Source organism: Hafnia alvei (assembly GCF_964063325.1).
GTDB classification, from domain to species: Bacteria; Pseudomonadota; Gammaproteobacteria; order Enterobacterales; family Enterobacteriaceae; genus Hafnia; species Hafnia alvei_B.
The window spans coordinates 1,333,504-1,358,268 of sequence record NZ_OZ061315.1; the positions used below are offsets into that span (position 1 = coordinate 1,333,504).

Here is a 24,765-nt window from a genome sequence, read left to right on the forward strand (position 1 = left end):
TAACAAATGCGAAAGACACTCATAGCTATGGTGCTGGCGGGCTATTCCGCATTTACCTGGGCCAGTTTTGACGTTGTGGCGTTAGGCACTCAGGGAGGATTATCGGGAGATAACCTGACTTCCTACCTTATTCGCACCGAGGGGGATGCCCGCTATATTGCGCTTGATGCGGGGAGCACTTTACCCGGCATTGCGAAAGGCATTGAAAAAGGAAGTTTCCCAGACGTCACGCCAGAAAAAGCCGCACCGCTCACGCCGCAGGGATACATTTTTCGTGAGCAGATTAATGCCTATTTCATTAGTCACCCTCATCTGGATCTCGTTGCCGGTCTGATTCTGGGTTCGCCAGATGACAAAAAGAAGACTATCTATACCCTCGCCGACAGTGCGAATACGCTGCATAACCACTATTTCAACTGGAAAAGTTGGCCAAATTTCAGCGATGCAGGCAACGGTGAACGATTAGGCACTTATCGAATTAATTCGCCGCGCGTCGGACAGACTTTTACATTAGGCGTCACGCCGATGCGCGGGGTGATTTATCCGCTGAGCCACAATGGAACGGCGTCGTCGATGCTGTTGATTAGCGCGCGCGGAGAGTCTTTTGCCTATTTTGGCGATACCGGCGCTGATGCCGTAGAACGCTCTAAAAATCTGGATGCAATTTGGCGTGTTTTAGGACCGCTTATTCAGCAAAAAGCGCTCAAAGGGATGATTATTGAAACCTCCTATGATGACGCGCAGCCTGACAACAAACTGCTTGGACATCTGACGCCGAAATTACTGCTTTCAGAGCTGGCTCAGCTTGAGAAATACAGCGGCGGCGCAGGTTCGTTGAAAGATTTACCGATTGTGATTAGCCATATTAAACCCACGCTGGTGGCGGGGAAGGATCCGCAAGCGCTGATTCAGCAACAGCTGAGCGCAGGGAATTCATTGGGCGTGAAGTTTATGTTTATGCAACAGGGCGACAAAGCCGTTTTCTAATGATTAATCCAAATTTTTGTGACTAGACACTATGAATAATATTGAACTGGAAAAACTGCTCGATCAGCAACTTAGCGTTAACGATTTCCGTGACTATGCACCCAATGGTTTGCAGGTTGAAGGGCGACAGGAAATTAAGAAAGTTATTACCGGTGTGACTGCCTGTCAGGCCCTGCTCGACGCCGCCGTGGCAGAGCAGGCCGATGCTATTTTGGTGCACCACGGTTATTTCTGGAAAAACGATGCGCCTACCGTGCGCGGTATGCGTCGACGTCGTTTGAAAACGCTGCTGATTAATGACATTAACCTGTATGGCTATCATCTGCCGCTGGATGCCCATCCGGTGCTGGGCAACAATGCGCAGCTGGCACGCGTGATGAAAATCAAGCCATTAGGGATGATCGACCCTTTACTGCCTTACGGTGAGTTTGAGCAACCGATGAGCTCGGGGGAGGTGATTGGTCGCTTAGAGCGTAAGCTACAGCATGCCGTGTTACACAGCGGAGACAATGCGCCACAGGAGATCCGTCGCGTTGCGTGGTGTACCGGCGGTGGTCAGAGCTATATTGAACAGGCCGCTGAGTTTGGCGTTGACGCGTTTATTAGCGGTGAGGTTTCAGAGAAAACCATTCATATCGCCCGTGAGATGGGGCTGCATTTCTTTGCGGCGGGTCATCATGCGACAGAACGTGGTGGCATTCGTGCGTTAGGCGAGTGGTTAGCGGCGGAACATGGATTAGACGTGAAGTTTATTGATATTCCTAATCCAGCGTAAAAGCGTAATGCAGTAATGAGAAACACTCCGTTGCTATCGGTATTTGTCCGATAACTCCGATAACAACGGAGGTAAAATATTAGCTCTTTTTCACAAACTCAGATTTCAGCTTCATTTGGCCGAAACCGTCGATTTTACAATCGATGTTGTGATCGCCTTCAACCAGACGAATTCCCTTCACTTTGGTGCCGATCTTCAGCATAGACGAGCTGCCTTTCACTTTCAGATCTTTGATCACGGTGACGGAATCGCCGTCAACCAGCAGATTGCCGTTGGCGTCTTTCACCACCAGTTCATCGCTTTCTTCTGCCGGTGCGCTGTCATTCCATTCGTAGGCGCATTCAGGACAGATGTACATATCGTTGTCCTGATAGGTGTATTCAGAGTTGCACTTCGGGCAGTTTGGTAATTGCATGCTAAGGTCGCCTTTAACAGAAAATAAAAAAATGCAGCGCTGCTATTGTGATGATTGATACCCACGGTCTTGGCGTCGTCTCAAGTTGGTAGGGCATCTAGCAGAGATTCCGCAGGGCGGATCTGCAAAGCGCGCGATCATACAACTTTTGACCAATGTCGAAAATGATTTATGTTAAAAAGATCGCAATTAGAGTGTTTCTTATAACCTAAATAGAGCATGGAGTCTATTTTCTCGCCGTTAGGCTGCAATGTGCCCCAGCGCCTGCAGAAATGCGTGCGCAATCGGTGATTGGAGTTCGCGATGGTAGAGCGCATAGAGATCGGCGGGGATCGGCTGTTTTAGGGGAACAAACGTCACGCCTGGCCAGTGAATAAGCGAGCAGGTTTCTGGTAATAACGCGATGCCCAAGCCTGCGCTGACCAGCGCCAACACCGTTTGCGGCTCCATGGCCTGTTGGGCAATGAGTGGGTAAAAACCAGCCTGCACGCAGTAATCATAGAGCTGCTGGGCAAAATCGCTGTGGCTGAACGAGAGCGAGATAAATGGGCGTTCGGCAAGCTGCATAAGGTCGAGGCTTGAGAACTGGCATAAAGGATCGTGATCGAGCAACGCAACCATGACAGATTCGCGTGCAATATGCTGGTAGCAGATATTGGGCGTGGACTCTACGGCCACATTTCGGTTGATGCCAATATCGATGGTGTGCTGCATGATCTGTTCGATTTGGCGCTGCTGCGGCAGCTCATGCAACGTCCACGTAGCGTGGGGGTAATCAGCGCGAAATGATTTTAGCGCGGGTAACAGCGCCCCCCACAGCGCGGTACCGATGATGCCGATATTCAAGTGTTGGTTTTCATTGCGTCCGATCTGACGCACATAATTCAATGAGGTTTCGGTCGCATTCAAAATGCGATCGACCTCGGTTTTGAGCACGCCTCCGGCGTGGGTTAACGCCACTTTTCGGCTGTTACGTTCGAGCAGCTTAACCTCAAGTATATCTTCTAGCTCTTTGATCTGCGTGCTGAGCGGCGGCTGGGAAATATTCAGCAGTGCCGCAGCGCGGCCAAAATGCAGTTCATCAGCCAACACCTGAAAATAACGCAGCATGCGTAGACTGATACGGCCGTTGCTGTGTACGTGAGTGGTGAGTTGAGCGATAGGCGTGGTTGGCATGAGGCACCTGAATGAAAAAAGGCAGTACTGCATGATGCAGACCGCCTTGGAGGGAGTCAAATAATCAGAAAAATATCGCTAGGCCGAGGCTTGGGTTGCTTTGGCATGAGATATTTTTTCAGCACGGCTGAGTGCGATGGCGGCCAATAACGCAATCAGCAATAAGCCATACGAAATTGCCGCGGTTCCCAATGCCCAATGCAGCCCGTAGTAGGAGTTCATCAGCGATGACACGGTTGCAAACAGCAATGTACCCACGGTGCCACAGGTGAGTAGGGCAGAGATAAGGGTTGGCGGGCTGTGGCGCACCTGAAGTGAACCATAGCTCATCAATCCAGAGAATAATCCGGAGTTGAAGAAGCCAAATACGCCGCAGGCGACCATGATGAGCTGGGTATTTGTGCTGGTGGTGATCACTAGAATGGAGGCCATTCCGATCAGCGCGCAAGCTAACAGGAAGGTGCGTAGCTTCATTAATTTGACAGTGAATTGGTTAACGAACAGACCCGTGGCTTTCGCCCACCAGTAGCATGCCGTGAACAGCGCAGCGTTTTCCGGCGTGATGTGGAAGCGATCTTGCAGATAGGTTGGTGTCCACATGGTGAAAATAGGTTCAGCCAATAAGAAAGCGAACAGCGCAAAGCAGAGCAGATAAATAGCGGCTCCCCATGGTTCTGCCGTGGTTTGGACGGCGTGCGTTGAGGTTTCAGCCGGTGCTTCGGTGGTTGGAAAGCGGCTACGCAAGGTGATGGACAACATTAAAGCACCGATTGCGCCCATAATCGCGTACATGGCTAACCAGTTTGCACCGAGTTTAAACATCCAAGCGAGCACGACCGAGAGCGTTGCCCCCGCTAAACTGAAGAAAAAGTCGGTAAAAATTAGGCTGGAAGAGCGTTTTTTCTCTTCAGGATTGATGCGAACCACCAAATAACTGCCGATGGTCATAAATATGCCCCCGCAGGCGCCAATCAAGGTCACGGCGACGCTGAAGACGGTGAGCGTGGGGCTAAGAAACAGTACGATGCTGACGATCACGGTGACGGCGGAGGCGATCACCAATGGCTTTTGCAGACCCCATTTTTTCATCAAGAGTCCGCCGAGCATGATCGGTAGGAACATCCCCAGATTCATCAGCGTAAACACCTGACCAATGAAGCTGTAGTCTTTGTGAAATGCGTCGCACAGCGGGCCGAGAACGATACCCAAGGTAGAAACCAGTGCGCCCACAAAATAGTAACTGAGGTAGGAAATCGCGTTCATATTCACGCGAGAGAAAGATGACTCTGTCATAGCGAAACTCCAAGCCGGAGAATGAATAAGGCGGGCTTATGCTGCCCGCTATTGGCCTAAATTACTGCGCATAGCCCGCAACAAATGTACCGATCAGGCGGACAAAGTCGTCGGTTACCATGGCAGCGCATTTCAGCGTTTGTTCGTGAGAAAGCTCGACGTCGCTCAGGCCTTCAGCCATGTTGGTGATGGCTGAAACCGCCAGCACTTTCAGGCCGCAGTGGCGAGCCGCAATCACTTCAGGCACCACAGACATCCCCACCACGTCGCCGCCGATCATTTGCATCATGCGGATTTCAGCGGCGGTTTCGAAGTTAGGCCCCGGATAGGAAACGAATATCCCTTCGTGCAGTTTTAGCGACAAAGATTCGGCGGTTTGATGCAGGCGGCTACGCAGGTCGGCGTCATAGGCGTTGGCGAGGCTGAAGAAACGCGGGCCAAAACGTTCATCATTAGGGCCAACCAGCGGCGTTGAAGGCATGGTGTTAATGTGATCGTTAAGTGCCACCAAGCTCCCAGCGGGAATACCGGTATTCAGAGAGCCAGCCGCGTTGGTACAAAACAGGAATTCACAGCCCAAAAGTTTGAAGGTGCGTACCGCTGGGGTCATGATCCCCATGCCTTTGCCTTCATAGAAATGTCCGCGTCCTTTCATACAGACAACGTCTACGCCGTTGATCGAACCTAACACTAACTCTCCGGCATGGCCGACGACGGTACTGACGGGAAAACCGGGCAGATCCTGATAGGAAATAGCGACTTTGTTATCAAGCTGGTCGGCAAATACACCTAAACCGGAGCCGAGAATGAGCGCAATGCGTGGTTTGAATCCGGGCTTAGCCGCACGGATGATCTCTGCGGCATGAAAAGGGAAGTTATCACAATGTGAGAAAGACATAGTCGACTCCAGAAAAGGGAAGGTATGTCCGCATTGTGTGTATGGCTTCGATTGGCAATCCAATATTAAAAATGCTTTGATTGATATGAAAATCGAATTGATAGCGTGTTTGGGCAATTTATATTTCAGATTCAGCGCATTGTGAAAGCGACGAGGAAGAGGTACTCGCGGATGGGTGCCAATTCAAATTGCCATTCTGTGATCGGAATCTCACTGGTGGATTCATTGACGGCGGTGTTGTCTTTGCGCATAAGTTAACGTAGTGATTGATTATTTGTGGGTGAAATCCATAGGGAGGCGGTCTTGCAAAAAGCACGATGTTATCTGTTAGGTGAACGCGCGGCGGTGTTAGAACTTGAGCCCCCTTTGTCTTTAGAGAGTCAAAAGCGTATTTGGTCGTTAACCACGCGCCTGCGCGAGTATCCGAACGTAGCGGAAGTGATTCCCGGTATGAACAACATTACTCTGCTGCTATCGGTACCGCAGGCCGATCCGGTTGAAGCGCTGGAAAAACTACAGCAGTGGTGGGAAGAGAGCGAGTCTGCCCAGCCAGAAGTGCGGCACATTGATATCCCCGTGATCTATGGCGGAGCAGAAGGGCCCGATCTAGAAGAGGTGGCTCGATTGCATAATCTGACCGCACGTCAGACCGTCGAGCTGCACAGCAGCGCCGAATATGTGGTCTATTTCCTCGGTTTTCAGCCGGGCTTCGGTTATTTGGGCGGTTTGCCTGAGGCGTTGCATACGCCACGACGCGCGGTTCCCAGAGTGAAAGTGCCGCAGGGCTCGGTGGGTATCGGCGGCAGCCATACCGGTGTTTATCCGCTAGCATCTCCCGGTGGTTGGCAAATTATTGGCAATACGCCGCTGGCGTTATTTGATCCTCAGGCTTCGTCATCAACCTTGCTACGTCCCGGTGATAGCGTGCGCTTTGTACCGCAGAAGGAGGGAGTATGTTGAAAATTATTCGTGCGGGTTTGCAAACGACGGTACAGGATCAGGGGCGTCATGGCTTTCGTGGCCAGGGCGTGAGTTTAGGTGGTGCTTTGGACGCGCCCGCGCTGTACGCCGCGAATATCTTGGTAGGAAATAAAGGCACTGACGCAGGGCTTGAGATCACCCTCGGTGAATGTACGGTGGAGTTTGCCCGCGATGGCTGGATGGCATTAACCGGCGCGGGGTGCGATGCCTATCTGGATAAGCAGCGTATCTGGACCGGCTGGAATTATCCGGTTCGTGCGGGACAACGTTTGATGTTACACCGCCCTAAGCGCGGCATGCGTAGCTATCTTGCCGTCAGCGGAGGGATTGATGTGCCCGAAGTATTGGGATCGCGAAGCACCGATCTCACCGGCGGCTTTGGCGGATTGGACGGGCGAAAATTAAACGATGGCGATAGCTTACCTTTGGGCGATGTGCGCTTTGTGCCGAAAAAATCCCAAGGTATTAAGCAACTACTTTTCAACAACTATATCCGTGTGTTGCCGGGGCCAGAGTTTCAGGAATTTAGCCCGCAGGAACAGGACTTTTTCTGGCGTACACCGTGGCATCTCAGCCCGCAAAGTAATCGTATGGGCTATCGCTTAACCGGACATTCGTTGAAACGCGAGAGTTCACGCGAGATGTTTGCACATGGTCTATTGCCCGGCGTTATTCAGGTGCCTCACGGCGGTCAGCCGATTGTGCTGATGGCTGATGCGCAAACCACCGGCGGATATCCGCGTATTGCCTGTGTGATCGAAGCCGATCTCTATCATTTGGCACAGATCCGCCTCGGTGAGCCGATTCACTTTATTCGTTGCACGCTGGCACAAGCCCAGCAGGCGTATAAAGAACAGAGAATTTATCTGCGCCAGCTGGAGCGAGGGATTCAGGGTGATTGATCTCAATGCGGATTTAGGCGAAGGCGGGGCGAACGACTATGCGCTGCTAAAGCTGGTTAGCTCAGCCAATATCGCCTGTGGATACCACGCCGGTGATGATGCAACCATGCGACAGTCGGTTATTTGGGCCAAGGAGTTGGGCGTCGCTATCGGCGCACATCCTAGCTTTGCTGACCGAGAAAACTTTGGCCGCAGCCGTCAAAACCTGCCACCGGATGAGGTTTATCAGTTGGTTACTGAACAGCTTCATGCGCTCAATCGGCATTGTTTGGCGCTGGGTGCAACCCTGCGGCACGTGAAACCCCATGGCATGCTCTACAACCAAGCTGCGGTGGAGCCTGCGCTGGCGCATGCCATTGCGCGTGCCGTGCTGGATTTTAACCCCGCCCTGCGTTTGGTTGGTCTGGCGGGAAGCGCACTGATAAGTGAGGGGCAGGCATTAGGTTTAACCACATGGCAGGAAGTTTTTGCCGACCGCAACTATCAGTCTGATGGTTCTTTAGTTGCGCGTAGTGAACCTAATGCGTTAATCACTGATGACCAACAGGCACTGCGACACACCCTGATGATGGTACAACATCATCAGGTGGTGACCCCTCAGGGCGATATTGTGCCTGTTCAGGCTGACACCGTGTGTTTGCACGGCGACAATGCGCATGCGTTGGATTTCGCACGTTTGTTACGCGCCCATTTTTCGCAGCAAGGGATTAAGGTCAGCGCTGAGTGAGGTTTGGCACGCTATGCCGATCGCGCTATTCTGGCCTTAGGTTTTAGCCAGATTAAGAGAGTTCAGATGCCAGAAGGCCCAGAGATTCGTCGCGCTGCGGATAAGCTCACCGATGCCGTAGTGGGCAAAACGCTGACCGAAGTGTGGTTTGCGTTTCCTCAGTTAAAGCATTATCAGTCACAGCTGGTAGGCGAAAAAATTGAAGACATTGAAACGCGTGGTAAAGCGTTACTGACGCACTTTTCCAATGGCTTAACCATGTATAGCCATAATCAGCTCTACGGGGTGTGGAAAATCGTTGATGCGGGCGAAACGCCGGATACCAAACGCGATCTGCGCGTTCGTCTTGAAACCGAAGATAAAGCCATTTTGTTATATAGCGCGTCGGATATCACCATCGCACCGCGTGAGGAGATCGCACAGCATCCGTTTTTACAACGGGTTGGGCCGGATGTTTTAGATTTGCGGCTGAATGCGACGCAGGTCAAAGGGCGTTTGATGCAGCCTGCGTTTCGTCGCCGTCAGTTTGGCGGATTATTGCTGGATCAGCGCTTTTTAGCGGGGTTAGGTAACTATCTGCGGGTTGAGATTTTGTGGGATGCTGAGCTGGCGCCAACGCATAACGCCCAGTCGCTGCGTGAAGATCAGCTTGAGCACCTATCCCATGCGCTGTTGGATATTCCTCGGCTTTCGTATAACACCCGTGGAACGATGGATGACGATGTGCATCATGGCGCTCTGTTTCAATTTAAAGTCTTTCATCGTGCCGGTGAGCCTTGTTTGCGCTGCGGCGAGATGATTGAGAAAACGATGATTTCGTCTAGACCGTTTTATTGGTGCCCGAATTGCCAGCGGTGATGGTTAGGAATAATACGCCCTTCCAGCTCTCCCCTAGGTAGGGGACGGAGCAGATTGGAATAGGTTCTCGGCATGCTTCTCCCCCTGACAAGGGGGAGTCTGGGAGGGCGTTTTAGATAAATTATTTCTTCAACTGAGACTCAAACGGACGTTTGTCGTAGCCGGTGTACAGCTGACGAGGACGCGCAATTTTAATGCCGTCGTCGTGCATTTCGTTCCAATGGGCAATCCAGCCAACGGTACGTGCCATAGCGAAGATAACGGTAAACATTGAAGACGGAATACCCATAGCTTTCAAAATGATGCCAGAGTAGAAGTCGACGTTTGGATACAGTTTTTTCTCGATGAAGTACGGGTCGTTCAGCGCGATGTGTTCCAGCTCCATCGCCACTTCCAGCAGGTCATCTTGCAGGTTCAATTCTCTCAACACTTCGTGACAGGTTTCACGCATCACGGTAGCGCGTGGGTCATAGTTTTTATAAACACGGTGACCGAAGCCCATCAGGCGGAAAGAGTCGTTTTTGTCTTTGGCACGACGAACAAACTCTGGAATGTGATCAACAGAGCTGATTTCTTCCAGCATTTTCAGTGCGGCTTCGTTTGCACCGCCGTGCGCAGGTCCCCACAGCGAGGCAATACCCGCTGCGATACAGGCAAAGGGATTAGCACCGGAAGAGCCTGCGGTACGAACGGTTGAGGTCGATGCGTTTTGTTCGTGGTCAGCGTGTAGGATTAAAATACGATCCATGGCGCGCTCAAGGATTGGGTTGACCACATATTCTTCACACGGCGTAGAGAACATCATGTTCAAGAAGTTGCCAGCGTAAGACAGATCATTCTTCGGATAAACAAACGGTTGGCCGAGTGAATATTTGTAGCACATCGCCGCCAGCGTTGGCATTTTAGACAACAGACGATATGCCGCAATCTCACGATGGCGTTCGTTGTTAACGTCTAACGAGTCATGATAGAACGCCGCCAGAGAGGCGGTAACACCGCACATCACCGCCATTGGGTGAGAGTCGCGACGGAAACCGTGGAACAGACGGGTAATCTGTTCGTGGATCATGGTGTGGCGAGTGACCGTGGTTTTAAAGGTTTCGTACTCTTTTGCCGTTGGGGCTTCGCCGTAAAGCAGGATGTAGCTAACTTCCAAATAGTTGGAGTTTTTCGCCAGCTCATCGATTGGGAAACCGCGATGCAGCAGGATGCCTTCGTCACCGTCGATATAGGTGATTTTTGATTCGCAAGAGGCCGTGGAGGTGAATCCTGGGTCAAACGTGAAGTAGCCCTTTGAACCGAGGCTACGAATATCAATCTCTTCTGCGCCCAACGTGCCCGAAAGTACATCAAGTTCAATTGTTTCGGAATCGAGCGTCAGCGTCGCTTTCTTGTTAGCCATTACAGTCTCCTTAGCGCCTCTAGATTTAAGAACCATTAACGACCGACACACCGTTAGTGGGTACCAGCCTCCCTGTTAGCGATTCTTCGCGCTCTGTTGACCACCGTCGAATGTCGTGGGGGTCTTAAATTATAGGGTACAGAGTGCAATTTATCCTGCTAACGGCCAGTTTGCCGTTCGGCGACTACTCGCTCGTCGATGTTTAGAATGTTAATGATTCGTTGGTATTCTTTATAACATAATTAATTATTGCCTACGTTAAACCTATGGGTATTCACATATTCCACTGTTGCATAACTTTGCACTGGGGGAAAGGGTTTGCTCATCAATAGTACAACGTAGGTCTATTCGCCACTCTGTTGTAACGGAAATGTTGATTCCTTGTCAAATTATGTAATTAATTTTGGCGTATTTGTTACTTTCGTGACTTATGTCACTGTTCCGGTCAAATGTCTTTAATCAGGTTGTATTCGAATTGTAATCAAATTGTGATACTTCTATACTGCCGCCAGGTCTCCGGGACTTATTGTTTTTTAGGGTTGTACCCTCTAAGAAACTGCCCTGAAGTAGGAGCACCCAGCGTGAATATGAAGCGCGCCGTTTTAGCACAGTGGAAGCTGTAGGCGCGTGACGTGATGGATTACCCAACTTATTGGGTTGCGATAGGTGAACGCCGAAGCAACTTTAATCAGACAGGTAAAGCGCTGCTTGACCCCGCCCAGGCCCGGAGGAAGGAAAAATAATAAAAGAGCTGTGTGGGCGCTATGATAAAAAATGTCGAAAAGCTTTCAAAAAAACAAAGACCCGTCAATCTGGATCTGCAAACGATCCGATTTCCCGTCACTGCGATAGCCTCCATATTACACCGCGCTTCAGGTGTGATTACCTTTGTATCACTCGGTATTCTGCTTTGGTTGCTGGGACTTTCTCTTTCTTCTCCAGAAGGGTTTGTTCAGGCCGCAGCGGTTATGGATAGCTTTATCGTTAAATTCATTGTGTGGGGCATCCTCACCGCATTGGCGTACCACATCTGTGGTGGTATTCGTCACATGTTGATGGATTTTGGCTACATCGAAGAGAGTTTCGCCGCAGGTAGTCGCACAGCTTATGTTTCTTTTGCGATCACCGTCGTACTTTCTATTTTAGCTGGAGTCCTCGTATGGTAACCCCAAACTCAAAAACCAGTGCATCAGCCTTAGGCCGTAATGGGATACATGATTGGTTACTGCTGCGTGCGGCGGCCATCGTTATTACTTTATATGTCCTCTACATTCTCGGTTTTATCTTCACCGCAGATTCTCTGACCTATGAAATCTGGCGCGGATTCTTCGCCTCTAACATCACTAAAGTCTTTACCGTGCTCACGTTGGTATCCATTTTGGCTCACGCCTGGATTGGTATGTGGCAAGTGTTAACGGATTACATTAAACCGCTGGCATTACGGCTGATTCTACAGCTCGTTATCGTTGTCGCGCTGGTGGTTTACTTGGTTTACGGAACATTAGTTGTGTGGGGTGCCTAACATGAGTCAGTCAGTTAGTGGTCTTGAAGTAAGAGAATTTGATGCTGTTGTTATCGGTGCGGGTGGCGCAGGTATGCGTGCCGCGCTGCAAATCTCCCAGATGGGACTGTCTTGCGCCCTGTTATCTAAAGTATTCCCAACGCGTTCACATACCGTATCCGCTCAGGGCGGTATTACGGTTGCACTGGGTAACACCCATGAAGATAACTGGGAATGGCATATGTATGACACGGTGAAAGGTTCCGACTATATCGGTGACCAAGACGCCATTGAATATATGTGTAAAACCGGCCCAGAGGCGATTCTAGAATTAGAACACATGGGACTGCCATTCTCGCGTTTAGACGATGGCAAAATTTATCAGCGTCCGTTTGGTGGCCAGTCCAAAAACTTTGGCGGCGAGCAAGCGGCACGTACCGCAGCGGCGGCTGACCGTACCGGTCATGCGCTGTTGCATACGCTTTATCAGCAGAACCTGAAAAACCACACCACGATTTTCTCCGAGTGGTACGCGCTGGATCTGGTGAAAAACCAAGACGGTGCCGTGGTTGGAACAACGGCTATCTGTATCGAAACCGGTGAAGTGGTTTACTTCAAAGCGAAAGCCACCATTTTGGCGACCGGCGGTGCAGGACGTATTTACCAGTCAACGACTAACGCGCATATCAATACCGGCGACGGCGTGGGTATGGCGCTGCGTGCTGGGGTTCCGGTACAGGATATGGAGATGTGGCAGTTCCACCCAACCGGTATCGCCGGTGCGGGGGTTCTGGTTACCGAAGGTTGCCGTGGTGAAGGCGGTTATTTGCTGAATAAACACGGTGAGCGTTTCATGGAGCGTTATGCGCCAAACGCGAAAGACCTTGCAGGCCGTGACGTGGTTGCACGCTCCATCATGATTGAAATTCGTGAAGGCCGTGGCTGTGATGGTCCTTGGGGGCCGCATGCCAAACTGAAACTGGATCATCTGGGCAAAGACGTGCTTGAAGCACGCCTGCCGGGGATCTTGGAACTGTCGCGTACCTTTGCGCACGTGGATCCGGTGAAAGAGCCGATTCCGGTTATCCCAACCTGCCACTATATGATGGGCGGGATCCCAACCAAAGTTACGGGCCAAGCGTTAACCGTGAATGAGAAGGGTGAAGACGTGGTGATCCCTGGGCTGTTCGCGGTTGGCGAAATTGCCTGCGTATCGGTTCATGGGGCTAACCGCCTAGGCGGTAACTCATTGCTTGACCTCGTGGTATTTGGCCGTTCTGCTGGCCTGCATTTGCAAGAGTGCCTGACCGAACAAGGTCCAAGCCGTGACGCTAGCGAATCTGATATTGAAGCGTCTTTGGATCGTATGAATCGTTGGAACAACACCCGCAGCGGTGAAGATCCGGTTCAAATCCGTAAAGATCTCCAGTCTTGCATGCAGCATAACTTCTCGGTATTCCGCGAAGGTGATGCGATGGCGAAAGGCTTGGAAGAACTGAAAGTGATCCGTGAGCGTCTGAAAAGCGCACGTCTGGACGATACTTCTAGCGATTTCAACACCCAACGCGTTGAGTGCTTGGAATTGGATAACCTGATGGAAACTGCTTTTGCGACCGCAGTTTCAGCGAACTTCCGTACCGAAAGCCGTGGCGCACATAGCCGCTTCGACTTCCCAGATCGTGATGACGCTAACTGGCTGTGCCATAGCCTGTATCTGCCGCAAACCGAGAGCATGACACGCCGCAGCGTGAACATGGAACCTAAGCTACGTCCGGCGTTCCCGCCGAAGATCCGTACTTATTGATTGTTCCATCAATCACTCGGTTAGTTACCCATTTTTTGCGGAGAAACGGTCATGAAAGTAGAGTTTTCTGTATATCGCTATAACCCGGACGTCGATAACGCGCCACGGATGCAAGATTACACCCTAGAGGCCGAAGAAGGCCGCGACATGATGCTGCTCGATGCGCTGATTTTGCTTAAAGAGCAAGATCCAACGCTGGCTTTCCGCCGCTCTTGCCGTGAAGGGGTTTGCGGTTCTGACGGTGTGAACATGAACGGTAAGAACGGACTGGCCTGTATCACGCCGGTTTCAACCCTACAGCGTTCAGGCAAAAAAATTGTTATCCGTCCGCTGCCAGGCTTGCCTGTCGTGCGCGACTTGGTCGTCGACATGGGCCAGTTTTACACCCAATACGAAAAAATTAAGCCTTATCTGCTTAACGACGGTAAAAATCCTCCGGCACGCGAGCATTTGCAGATGCCGGAACAGCGTGAGAAGTTAGATGGTTTGTACGAATGTATTCTTTGTGCATGCTGTTCAACCTCATGCCCATCGTTCTGGTGGAACCCGGATAAGTTTATCGGCCCAGCGGGTCTGCTGGCATCGTATCGTTTCTTAATTGATAGCCGTGACACCGAAACGGATAGCCGTTTAGACGATTTAGACGACGCTTTCAGCGTATTCCGCTGCCATAGCATTATGAACTGCGTCAATGTGTGTCCAAAAGGCTTGAACCCGACCCGTGCAATTGGTCATATTAAGTCTATGTTGCTTCACCGCAGTGCTTAAGGCTTACCCCGTCATACTTCAAGCTGCATCGGTGTTGGCTACGTTTGCTCACCCTAGTCACATAGTTATCTATGTTCCTAGGGCTTCACAAACTTGCCGCCTACATGCAACTCGAATTATTTAGGGGATATTTATTTGAAATTCCAGCGCTTAGCGTTGGATTTATGCGAACCTCTCCCACCTCGAAAGAGGATGGCGAGAGGGGTTGCAATAGGTAGTACTAAGACGTAAGACACATTTTTGCAACAGGTGATGTATCTTCGTCACAAAAAGCACATAGAGTCATCTGACGATAGGTGCAATTACTATAAGATAGTTACGGTAAAGTAATTGCGATGTATGTAATTACGATAAATGTTTTTAATAACACTCGGTTGGATGCGAGCATTTGTTAAAAGCATGATGTTTATCACGGCGAAAACTAAAGCTGAAAACAGCTTAAGGGATCATGATGCAGAACGGCGCAATGAAGGCCTGGCTGGATTCCTCCTATCTGGCGGGCGCAAACCAGTCCTACATAGAGCAGCTCTATGAAGACTATCTCACCGATCCTGACTCGGTGGATCTGAGCTGGAAGGAAATTTTCCAACAGTTGCCGACGATCGGCCTGAAATCGGAACAATTCCACTCTCAAACACGAGACTACTTCCGCCGTCTGGCGAAAGACCCGTCCCGGTTTAATCTCTCTCTAAACGACCCTGATACGGATGCTAAGCAGGTCAAGGTGTTGCAGATGATCAACGCCTTCCGTTTCCGTGGTCATCAGCAAGCCAATCTGGATCCATTAGGTTTGTGGAAGCAGGATGCGGTGCCCGATCTGGAACCGTCCTACCACAACCTGACCGAAGAAGATTTTGATCAGACGTTCAACGTCGGTTCTTTTGCCATCGGCAAAGAGACGATGAAGCTGTCCGATCTGTATCAGGCGCTTAAGCAGACTTATTGTGGCTCCATCGGTGCAGAATATATGCACATCACCAACACGGAAGAAAAACGTTGGATTCAGCAACGTTTGGAATCTGTTGTCGGTCAGCCTTCCTTTACTCAAGAAGAAAAACAGCGTTTCCTGCGTGAGTTAACCGCAGCGGAAGGTCTGGAGCGTTATCTGGGCGCAAAATTCCCCGGCGCGAAACGCTTCTCACTGGAAGGCGGCGACGCGTTGGTGCCTATGCTCAAAGAGCTGATCCGTCATGCCGGTAAGAACGGCACGCGTGAAGCCGTTCTCGGGATGGCGCACCGTGGCCGCCTGAACGTGCTGATTAACGTGCTGGGTAAAAAACCGCAGGATCTGTTCGACGAATTTGCCGGTAAACATAAAGAACACCTCGGTGCCGGTGACGTTAAGTACCATATGGGCTTCTCGTCTGACGTTGAAACCGAAGGCGGTCTGGTGCATCTTGCGTTGGCGTTTAACCCATCGCATCTGGAAATTGTGAGCCCGGTGGTAATGGGGTCGGTGCGTGCTCGTCGCGATCGTCTGGATGAAGCGCGTAGCAATATGGTTCTGCCAATCACCATTCACGGTGATGCGGCAATCGCAGGCCAAGGCATTGTGCAGGAGACGCTGAACATGTCTCAGGCGCGTGGTTACGAAGTGGGCGGTACCGTTCGCATCGTTATCAACAACCAAATCGGGTTTACCACCTCTAATCCGAAAGATGCGCGTTCAACTCAGTACTGTACTGACATCGCAAAAATGGTTCAGGCACCCATCTTCCACGTGAACGCGGATGATCCTGAAGCCGTTGCTTTTGTAACGCGTTTGGCCCTCGATTTCCGTAACACCTTTAAACGTGATGTGATGATCGATCTGGTGTGCTACCGCCGCCATGGTCATAACGAAGCTGATGAGCCAAGTGCAACCCAGCCGGTTATGTATCAGAAAATCAAAAAACATCCGACCCCGCGTAAAATTTACGCTGATAAGCTGACCGAGCAGAGCGTTGCCTCTCTCGAAGATGCCACGGAAATGGTTAACCTGTATCGTGACGCGTTGGATCGCGGCGAATGCGTGGTGGACGAATGGCGTCCAATGAACATGCATACCTTCACATGGTCTCCATACCTGAACCATGAGTGGGATGAAGTTTATCCAAGTACCGTTGAGCTAAAACGCCTCCAGGATTTGGCTCGCCGTATCAGCCGTGCACCAGAATCGGTTGAAATGCAGTCGCGTGTGGCCAAAATTTATGGCGACCGTGCCGAGATGGCTGAAGGCAACAAACTGTTCGATTGGGGCGCGGCTGAAAACTTGGCCTACGCCACCTTAGTGGATGAAGGTGTTCCAGTGCGTATTTCTGGTGAAGACTGTGGGCGTGGTACGTTCTTCCACCGCCATTCAGTGATTCATAACCAGAAAGATGGCTCCGTTTATATTCCGCTAGAAAACGTACATAACGGCCAAGGCGATTTCAAAGTTTGGGACTCGGTGCTGTCTGAGGCCGCTGTTTTAGCCTTCGAATATGGTTATGCCACCGCAGAGCCTCGCACGCTGACCATCTGGGAAGCGCAGTTTGGTGACTTCGCCAACGGTGCACAGGTGGTTATTGACCAGTTCATCAGTTCCGGCGAGCAAAAATGGGGTCGTCTGTGTGGTTTAGTGATGCTGTTGCCGCATGGCTATGAAGGCCAAGGCCCTGAGCACTCTTCTGCACGTTTAGAACGTTATCTGCAACTGTGCGCTGACCAGAATATGCAGGTTTGTATTCCGTCTACGCCGGCTCAGGTTTATCACATGCTACGTCGTCAGGCGCTGCGTGGAATGCGTCGCCCTCTGATTGTTATGTCGCCTAAGTCCTTGCTGCGCCATCCGTTAGCGGTATCTTCTTTGGAAGAGCTGGCAAACGGCAGCTTCCAGCCGGTGATTGGCGAGATTGATGACATCGATCCAAAAGACGTTAAGCGTGTGGTGATGTGTTCCGGTAAGGTTTACTACGACCTGTTGGAACAACGTCGCAAAAACGAACAGAAAGACGTGGCGATTGTGCGTATCGAACAGCTGTATCCATTCCCTCACCAGGCGATTCAGGATGCATTTGCCCCTTATGCCCACGTACACGATTTTGTCTGGTGTCAGGAAGAACCACTGAACCAAGGTGCTTGGTACTGTAGCCAGCATAACTTCCGTGAAGTGATTCCTTTTGGAGCATCGTTGCGTTATGCGGGGCGTGCGGCATCGGCTTCGCCGGCTGTGGGTTATATGTCGGTTCACCAGAAACAGCAGCAAGATCTGGTTAACGACGCGCTGAACGTGGAATAAGAGTCTGGGCGCATAAGCGCCCAGTTCTGCAAAAAAATTGGTTATAAAAAAGGATATAGCATGAGTAGCGTAGAAATTCTGGTCCCTGACCTACCTGAATCCGTTGCCGACGCTACGGTTGCAACGTGGCACAAAAAACCGGGCGATACCGTTGCCCGCGATGAAGTGATCGTTGAAATCGAAACCGACAAAGTTGTTCTGGAAGTGCCAGCGCCGGAAGCCGGCATTATGGATGCCATTTTGGAAGAAGAGGGTGCAACCGTACTTTCTCGCCAGCTGTTGGGTCGTTTGCGTCCGGCTGATGTATCCGGCAAACCAACCACTGACAAAGCGCAATCGTCTGCATCAACACCGGCCTCACGTCATACGGCGGATCTGGAAGAGGGTAGCAGCGATGCACAAGGCCCAGCCATTCGTCGCCTGTTAGCCGAGCATTCTTTGAATGCCGCTGACATCAAAGGCACCGGCGTGGGTGGCCGTTTGACCCGTGAAGACGTTGATAAACATTTAGCTTCAGCACCAAAAGCAGCCAAAGCGGCTGAGCCAGAAGCACCGGCCGCAGCTCCGTTAGGCGCTCGTACTGAAAAACGTGTTCCGATGACTCGCCTGCGTAAGCGTGTGGCTGAGCGTTTGCTGGAAGCAAAAAACAGCACCGCGATGTTGACGACCTTTAACGAAGTCAACATGAAGCCAATCATGGACATGCGTAAGCAGTACGGCGAAGCGTTTGAGAAACGCCACGGTGTGCGTCTGGGCTTTATGTCTTTCTATATCAAAGCGGTGCTGGAAGCGCTGAAGCGCTACCCAGAAGTAAACGCCTCTATTGATGGCGAAGATGTGGTGTATCACAACTATTTCGACGTCAGCATTGCTGTATCCACGCCGCGCGGCTTGGTAACGCCAGTGTTGCGCAACGTTGATACGTTGGGTATGGCTGACATTGAGAAAAATATTAAAGAACTCGCGGTGAAAGGTCGTGATGGCAAACTGAAAGTTGAAGAACTGACCGGCGGTAACTTCACCATTACCAACGGCGGCGTATTCGGTTCATTGATGTCTACCCCGATCATCAACCCACCGCAGAGCGCGATTCTGGGCATGCACGCTATCAAAGATCGTCCGATGGCGGTGAATGGTCAGGTTGTGATCCTGCCAATGATGTATCTGGCTCTGTCTTACGATCATCGCCTGATCGATGGACGCGAATCCGTAGGCTTCTTGGTTACGGTGAAAGAGATGCTGGAAGATCCGGCTCGTCTGCTGCTGGACGTATAAGCGATAAAATATTCTGCGTTGCTATGCAATGGCCTGCTTAGGTAGGCCACTTACCTAAAATAAGAGCCAGTCTGATAGGCGTGATGAGCGCAATAGCCTAGCAGACTCGGCGACAAAATGGATAGAACATCATGAACTTACACGAATATCAGGCCAAACAACTGTTTGCTCGGTATGGTCTACCGGCACCGGTCGGTTATGCCTGCACCACACCTCGCGAAGCAGAAGAAGCAGCATCCAAAATCGGTTCCGGCCCGTGGGTGGTGAAATGTCAGGTTCACGCTGGTGGTCGCGGTAAAGCGGGCGGCGTTAAGCTGGTTAAATCTAAAGAAGAGATCCGTGCTTTTGCTGAGAACTGGTTAGGTAAGCGTTTAGTGACTTACCAAACAGATGCGCTGGGTCAGCCGGTTCACCAGATTTTGGTGGAAGGGGCAACGGACATTGATAAAGAGCTGTATCTGGGCGCAGTTGTCGATCGTGGCACACGTCGCGTGGTGTTCATGGCATCCACCGAAGGTGGCGTGGAAATTGAGAAAGTGGCTGATGAAACGCCACACTTGATCCATAAAACCGCACTGGACCCACTGACTGGCCCACAGCCTTATCAAGGCCGCGAGCTGGCATTTAAACTGGGTTTGACGGGCAAACAAGTCGGTCAATTCACCAAAATCTTTATGGGCTTGGCGACGCTGTTCCTTGAGCGCGATCTGGCTTTGGTTGAGATTAACCCGCTGGTTATCACCAAGCAGGGCGATCTGATCTGTTTAGACGGCAAACTGAGCGCAGACGGCAACGCGCTGTTCCGCCAGGCTGAACTGCGTGAAATGCGCGATCCTTCTCAGGAAGATGCGCGTGAATCTCAGGCTGCCCAGTGGGAACTGAACTACGTTGCATTAGACGGCAACATCGGTTGCATGGTGAACGGTGCAGGTTTGGCGATGGGCACCATGGACATCGTTAAATTGCACGGCGGCGAACCTGCTAACTTCTTAGACGTTGGCGGCGGTGCTACTAAAGAGCGCGTGACTGAAGCGTTCAAAATTATTCTCTCCGACGAGAAAGTGAAAGCGGTGCTGGTCAATATCTTCGGCGGCATTGTGCGCTGTGACCTGATCGCCGATGGGATTATCGGTGCTGTGGCTGAAGTTGGCGTTAACGTACCGGTTGTGGTGCGTTTAGAAGGTAACAACGCTGAGCTGGGTGCGAAAAAACTGGCTGACAGTGGTCTGAATATTATTGCAGCGAAAAGCTTAACGGATGCTGCGCAGCAGGTTGTTGCTGCCGTGGAGGGGAAATAATGTCCATTTTAATTAATAAAGATACCAAAGTGATCTGCCAAGGTTTTACCGGCAGTCAGGGCACCTTCCATTCTGAACAGGCTTTAGCCTACGGTACCAAATTAGTTGGCGGTGTTACGCCGGGTAAAGGTGGCACCGAACATCTGGGTCTGCCGGTATTTAATACCGTGCGCGAGGCGGTTGAAACGACAGGTGCAACGGCGTCAGTCATTTATGTACCAGCGCCTTTCTGCAAAGACTCCATTCTGGAAGCGATTGATGCAGGCATTAAGCTGATCATCTGTATCACTGAAGGCATTCCGACTCTGGATATGCTGGTGGTGAAAGCGAAACTGGAGCAGAGCGAAGCACGCATGATCGGTCCAAACTGCCCAGGCGTTATCACTCCGGGTGAATGTAAGATCGGTATTATGCCGGGTCACATCCATCTGCCGGGTAAAGTGGGCATCGTATCTCGCTCTGGTACCTTGACCTATGAAGCGGTTAAGCAGACGACGGATATCGGTTTTGGCCAGTCTAGCTGTGTCGGTATCGGTGGCGATCCAATCCCTGGCTCTAACTTCATTGATATCCTGAAACTGTTCCAGGAAGATCCGCAGACTGAAGTTATTGTGATGATTGGTGAAATCGGCGGTAACGCTGAAGAAGATGCTGCTGCATACATTAAAGAGCATGTGACTAAGCCTGTTGTGGGCTACATCGCGGGCGTTACTGCGCCTAAAGGCAAGCGTATGGGTCACGCGGGCGCCATTATTGCCGGTGGCAAAGGCACTGCGGACGAAAAATTTGCAGCGTTGGAAGCGGCAGGGGTGAAAACCGTTCGCAGCTTGGCCGAAATTGGCAACGCCGTGAAAACAGTATTGCGTTAAGTCTTGTTCAAACGTTGCGTTTGAACGCTGTTTTATTGAAAGAAACAGAAAAGTTTCGACATGTTGGGCCACTTCGGTGGCCCTTTTTTATACTCAGATCTACGGCATTCTGTATCGTGGCTAAATGGCTGCGGTAATGCCTTTATCACAGAGAGCAAAGTGGCGATATTTTATGCTACCTAAACTCTACGTTATCTCTTCTCTCGCCATTAACTTCTCACCTGTTTGCGTAACGTTTCTGCTTTGCTTACTGACGATTTGTCACGTTGCTTTATTACTCTGTTATTGAAAATGGCGTGCAATGAAAATAAAAAATCACGCAAAAGAAACAGCGCATCGAATAAATAACAATCAATTAACAATAAGTAACCATGAATACGTTTATGATACTTTTGCTTAACATAGATCAATGAAATTCCTATAAAAAAATGCCAGAAATAGTGCCTTAAACAGTGTGTTTTGCTAATCTTGTCGCAGATCAATTTTAGGTAATTATAATCATTTGCCTAAAACGTGACCTAAATACACAAATCTAATTCCTAACATGAAAATACCTATTTATTGTGTGGGAATGGCGGGGTACTATTTACTCGTCTGTAATACTGAGTCGTTTTTATTGTTATATTTGTTATCTTCCTTCGGTTTTTCGTTTCAAACGTTTTCTGAACTATGCTGATGGAGAGGTTTTTACCTCAACATCCGTTGCTAAGATTTGGAAAGCGTAGGCTGCCGAGAATTGGGGGAGGTTCCAATTTGTTGTTGAAGGGCATTCACTGCTGGTAGTTATGTGACTTCCGTACTCGAACGGGAGCCGTGTTGCCGCAAGTCGGAGTCTTCCTGCGAGGAGCAAGGAGTCAAGATGTTGGATATTGTCGAACTGTCACGGTTACAGTTTGCCTTAACGGCGATGTACCACTTCCTGTTTGTGCCACTAACGCTGGGTATGGCGTTCTTGTTGGCCATCATGGAAACGGTATACGTTCTTACGGGTAAACAAGTTTATAAAGATATGACTAAGTTCTGGGGCAAGTTGTTTGGTATCAACTTTGCGCTTGGGGTTGCCACGGGTTTAACCATGGAATTCCAGTTCGGGACTAACTGGTCATACTATTCCCATTACGTTGGAGACATCTTTGGTGCGCCGCTGGCCATTGAAGGGTTGATGGCGTTCTTCCTTGAATCTACCTTTGTTGGTCTGTTCTTCTTTGGCTGGGATCGTCTGGGCAAAGTGCAGCACTTAGCAGCCACTTGGTTAGTTGCGTTAGGTTCCAACCTGTCTGCGCTGTGGATTCTGGTGGCTAACGGCTGGATGCAGAACCCAATCGCGTCGGATTTCAACTTTGAAACCATGCGTATGGAAATGGTGAGCTTCTCTGAGCTGGTATTAAACCCAGTTGCTCAGGTGAAATTCGTTCACACCGTTTCTGCGGGCTACGTGACCGGCGCCATGTTCGTTCTGGGCATCAGTTCCTACTACTTGCTGAAAGGCCGTGATTTCGCCTTTGCTAAGCGTTCATTTGCTATCGCCGCGGCGTTTGGTCTGGCTGCGTCTCTGTCTGTTATCGTTCTGGGTGATGAATCCGGTTACGAGATGGGTGACGTACAGAAAACCAAACTGGCAGCGATTGAAGCAGAGTGGGAAACCCAACCGGCTCCAGCATCGTTTACTCTGTTTGGTATCCCTAATCAGGAAACCATGACCAACGAATATGCGATTCATATCCCTTACGCACTGGGCCTGATCGCGACACGTTCGCTTGATCAGCAGGTGACCGGCCTGAAAGAGCTGATGGCTCAGCATCAGGTTCGTATCCGTAATGGTATGAAAGCTTATGAGTTGCTGCAGGAACTGCGTACCGGTAACACCGATCCTACCGTGCGTGATGCCTTCAACAAAACCAAGCAGGACTTGGGCTACGGTATGCTGCTGAAGCGTTATACCGAGAACCCATCTCAGGCGAGCGAAGAGCAGATTCAGGCCGCAACCAAGGACTCAATCCCTAAAGTTGCTCCGCTGTACTTTGCCTTCCGCATCATGGTGGCATGTGGCTTTGCGCTGTTGCTGATCATTGCGCTGTCCTTCTGGAGCGTTGTTCGCGGTAACGTGGGTAAAAAACGCTGGCTGCACCGTGCGGCATTGCTGGGTATTCCTTTACCTTGGATTGCCTGTGAAGCGGGCTGGTTTGTTGCTGAGTATGGTCGTCAACCATGGGCTATCGGTGAAGTATTGCCGACCGCGGTGGCGAACTCTTCTCTGACAACGGGCGATCTGCTGTTCTCCATTATTCTGATCTGCGGTCTGTACACGCTGTTCTTAGTCGCAGAAATGTATTTGATGTTCAAATTTGCTCGCCTGGGGCCAAGCAGCCTGAAGAGCGGTCGTTATCATTTTGAACAGCCGAATGCAGTAGAAGCGCGCTAACAGGAGTCCACGCTATGTTTGATTATGAAGTATTGCGGTTTGTCTGGTGGCTGCTCGTTGGTGTGCTGCTGATTGGATTCGCAGTCACCGATGGTTTTGATATGGGGGTAGGTGTGCTCTCCCGTATCATCGGTAAGACCGATACCGAACGCCGTATTATGATTAACGCGGTTGCCCCTCACTGGGAAGGTAACCAAGTTTGGCTGGTTACCGCGGGTGGTGCGCTGTTTGCTGCATGGCCAATGGTTTACGCGGCTGCATTCTCCGGCTTCTATGTTGCGATGATTTTAGTGCTGGCTTCATTGTTCTTCCGTCCGGTTGGCTTTGATTACCGCTCTAAAATCGAAAGTACACGCTGGCGTAACATGTGGGACTGGGGCATCTTTATTGGTAGCTTCGTGCCTGCATTAGTTTTCGGCGTGGCATTCGGTAACCTACTGTTGGGTGTTCCGTTCCATATCGATGAATACCTGCGTCTTTACTACACGGGTAACTTCTTCCAACTGCTGAATCCGTTTGGTCTGTTGGCGGGGGTGGTTAGCTTGACGATGTTGCTGGCTCAGGGCGCGACCTATCTGCAAATGAAAACCACGGGCGAAGTGCACTTGCGCTCTCGTACTGCGGCGCAGATTTGTTCTCTGGTCATGGCTGTAGCGTTCTTGCTGGCAGGCGTTTGGCTGGTGAAAGGCATTGATGGCTATGTAATTACTTCTGCTATCGATACTGCGGCACAGTCTAACCCGCTGCGTAAAGAAGTGGCTCATCAGGCCGGTGCATGGCTGTTGAACTTCAACAAGTATCCAATCCTGTGGGCTCTGCCTGCGCTGGGTGTGGTACTGCCGTTGCTGACAACATTGTGCTCACGCGTTGAGAAAGGTGGCTGGGCGTTCCTGTTCTCCTCTCTGACCATCGCCTGTGTGATCCTGACCGCCGGTGTGACCATGTTCCCGTTCGTGATGCCTTCTATCACCAACCCAAGCATGAGTCTGACCATGTGGGATGCGACGTCTAGCTTGCTGACTCTGCAAGTGATGACCGTGGTTGCGATTATTTTTGTTCCAATTGTGCTGCTGTACACCATCTGGTGTTACTACAAAATGTTTGGCCGCTTGGACAAAAAATATATCGAAGAAAACACGCACTCACTTTATTAAG

Annotated in this window: 21 protein-coding genes; 16 read left to right on the top strand and 5 right to left on the bottom strand. The window is 50.7% G+C overall.

Annotation, left to right across the window (positions count from 1 at the left end):
- Positions 1 to 6: 6 nt before the first annotated feature.
- Both AB3Y96_RS06325 and AB3Y96_RS06330 read left to right on the top strand, forming a co-directional pair.
- Positions 7 to 987 (top strand): 3',5'-cyclic-nucleotide phosphodiesterase, encoded by a 981-nt coding sequence (locus AB3Y96_RS06325; protein WP_367298755.1) that lies wholly within the window; start codon positions 7 to 9, stop codon positions 985 to 987.
- Between the two features lie 31 nt (positions 988 to 1,018).
- Positions 1,019 to 1,762: a type 2 GTP cyclohydrolase I gene (locus AB3Y96_RS06330; RefSeq protein WP_367298756.1), complete on the top strand. Its 744-nt coding sequence runs from the start codon at positions 1,019 to 1,021 to the stop codon at positions 1,760 to 1,762.
- 79 nt (positions 1,763 to 1,841) lie between these two features.
- Here AB3Y96_RS06330 and AB3Y96_RS06335 read toward each other — a convergent pair whose 3' ends face one another.
- The 4 genes from AB3Y96_RS06335 to xapA form a co-directional block, all read right to left on the bottom strand.
- Positions 1,842 to 2,177 carry a zinc ribbon domain-containing protein YjdM gene (locus AB3Y96_RS06335; protein ID WP_025800696.1) on the bottom strand — a complete coding sequence of 112 codons (336 nt, stop codon included), beginning with the start codon at positions 2,175 to 2,177 and terminating at the stop codon, positions 1,842 to 1,844.
- A gap of 240 nt (positions 2,178 to 2,417) precedes the next feature.
- Entirely contained in the window at positions 2,418 to 3,353 is a 936-nt protein-coding gene (locus AB3Y96_RS06340; protein WP_367298757.1) for a LysR family transcriptional regulator, read from the bottom strand.
- 78 nt (positions 3,354 to 3,431) lie between these two features.
- Positions 3,432 to 4,646, bottom strand: a complete 1,215-nt coding sequence (tsgA, locus tag AB3Y96_RS06345) for an MFS transporter TsgA (protein WP_367298758.1) — start codon at positions 4,644 to 4,646, stop codon at positions 3,432 to 3,434.
- A gap of 61 nt (positions 4,647 to 4,707) precedes the next feature.
- Entirely contained in the window at positions 4,708 to 5,544 is an 837-nt protein-coding gene (gene xapA / locus AB3Y96_RS06350) for a xanthosine phosphorylase (protein ID WP_367298759.1), read from the bottom strand.
- A gap of 303 nt (positions 5,545 to 5,847) precedes the next feature.
- On the opposite strand from xapA, the gene pxpB reads away from it, so the two are divergent.
- The 4 genes from pxpB to nei all read left to right on the top strand — a co-directional run bounded on the left by pxpB (position 5,848) and on the right by nei (position 9,012).
- The gene (gene pxpB, locus AB3Y96_RS06355) at positions 5,848 to 6,504 is read left to right on the top strand and encodes a 5-oxoprolinase subunit PxpB (RefSeq protein WP_046360562.1); all 657 of its coding nucleotides are present in this window, start codon (positions 5,848 to 5,850) and stop codon (positions 6,502 to 6,504) included.
- Positions 6,498 to 7,427, top strand: a complete 930-nt coding sequence (gene pxpC, locus AB3Y96_RS06360; RefSeq protein ID WP_367298760.1) for a 5-oxoprolinase subunit PxpC — start codon at positions 6,498 to 6,500, stop codon at positions 7,425 to 7,427. Before pxpB ends, pxpC begins: the two co-directional genes overlap by 7 nt.
- On the top strand, positions 7,420 to 8,154 hold the full coding sequence (gene pxpA, locus AB3Y96_RS06365; protein ID WP_367298761.1) for a 5-oxoprolinase subunit PxpA: 735 nt from the start codon (positions 7,420 to 7,422) through the stop codon (positions 8,152 to 8,154). The genes pxpC and pxpA overlap by 8 nt, the downstream gene beginning before the upstream one ends.
- A gap of 66 nt (positions 8,155 to 8,220) precedes the next feature.
- Positions 8,221 to 9,012: an endonuclease VIII gene (gene nei, locus AB3Y96_RS06370; protein ID WP_367300281.1), complete on the top strand. Its 792-nt coding sequence runs from the start codon at positions 8,221 to 8,223 to the stop codon at positions 9,010 to 9,012.
- Positions 9,013 to 9,133: 121 nt separating this feature from the next.
- On the opposite strand, the gene AB3Y96_RS06375 is transcribed toward nei, so the two are convergent.
- Complete coding sequence (locus AB3Y96_RS06375) at positions 9,134 to 10,414, bottom strand: citrate synthase (RefSeq protein WP_072308426.1); 1,281 nt, start codon at positions 10,412 to 10,414, stop codon at positions 9,134 to 9,136.
- A gap of 764 nt (positions 10,415 to 11,178) precedes the next feature.
- Between AB3Y96_RS06375 and sdhC the strand changes: the two genes are divergently transcribed.
- The 10 genes from sdhC to cydB all read left to right on the top strand — a co-directional run bounded on the left by sdhC (position 11,179) and on the right by cydB (position 24,764).
- Complete coding sequence (gene sdhC, locus AB3Y96_RS06380; protein ID WP_072308427.1) at positions 11,179 to 11,580, top strand: succinate dehydrogenase cytochrome b556 subunit; 402 nt, start codon at positions 11,179 to 11,181, stop codon at positions 11,578 to 11,580.
- Positions 11,574 to 11,936, top strand: a complete 363-nt coding sequence (gene sdhD / locus AB3Y96_RS06385; RefSeq protein WP_025800706.1) for a succinate dehydrogenase membrane anchor subunit — start codon at positions 11,574 to 11,576, stop codon at positions 11,934 to 11,936. Before sdhC ends, sdhD begins: the two co-directional genes overlap by 7 nt.
- Before the next feature lies 1 nt (position 11,937).
- Positions 11,938 to 13,719 (top strand): succinate dehydrogenase flavoprotein subunit, encoded by a 1,782-nt coding sequence (sdhA, locus tag AB3Y96_RS06390; protein ID WP_025800707.1) that lies wholly within the window; start codon positions 11,938 to 11,940, stop codon positions 13,717 to 13,719.
- Positions 13,720 to 13,770: 51 nt separating this feature from the next.
- Positions 13,771 to 14,487 (top strand): succinate dehydrogenase iron-sulfur subunit, encoded by a 717-nt coding sequence (locus AB3Y96_RS06395; RefSeq protein ID WP_025800708.1) that lies wholly within the window; start codon positions 13,771 to 13,773, stop codon positions 14,485 to 14,487.
- A 451-nt stretch (positions 14,488 to 14,938) separates the two neighbouring features.
- Positions 14,939 to 17,746, top strand: coding sequence for a 2-oxoglutarate dehydrogenase E1 component (gene sucA / locus AB3Y96_RS06400; RefSeq protein ID WP_072308428.1), 2,808 nt, complete (start codon positions 14,939 to 14,941; stop codon positions 17,744 to 17,746).
- A gap of 60 nt (positions 17,747 to 17,806) precedes the next feature.
- Entirely contained in the window at positions 17,807 to 19,021 is a 1,215-nt protein-coding gene (gene odhB / locus AB3Y96_RS06405) for a 2-oxoglutarate dehydrogenase complex dihydrolipoyllysine-residue succinyltransferase (protein ID WP_072308429.1), read from the top strand.
- Between the two features lie 131 nt (positions 19,022 to 19,152).
- Complete coding sequence (gene sucC, locus AB3Y96_RS06410; protein WP_025800711.1) at positions 19,153 to 20,319, top strand: ADP-forming succinate--CoA ligase subunit beta; 1,167 nt, start codon at positions 19,153 to 19,155, stop codon at positions 20,317 to 20,319.
- Entirely contained in the window at positions 20,319 to 21,188 is an 870-nt protein-coding gene (gene sucD, locus AB3Y96_RS06415) for a succinate--CoA ligase subunit alpha (protein ID WP_040045727.1), read from the top strand. The genes sucC and sucD overlap by 1 nt, the downstream gene beginning before the upstream one ends.
- An 859-nt stretch (positions 21,189 to 22,047) precedes the next feature.
- Entirely contained in the window at positions 22,048 to 23,610 is a 1,563-nt protein-coding gene (gene cydA / locus AB3Y96_RS06420; protein ID WP_072308432.1) for a cytochrome ubiquinol oxidase subunit I, read from the top strand.
- Between the two features lie 14 nt (positions 23,611 to 23,624).
- Positions 23,625 to 24,764, top strand: coding sequence for a cytochrome d ubiquinol oxidase subunit II (cydB, locus tag AB3Y96_RS06425; RefSeq protein ID WP_040045729.1), 1,140 nt, complete (start codon positions 23,625 to 23,627; stop codon positions 24,762 to 24,764).
- The last annotated feature ends 1 nt before the right edge of the window (position 24,765 follow it).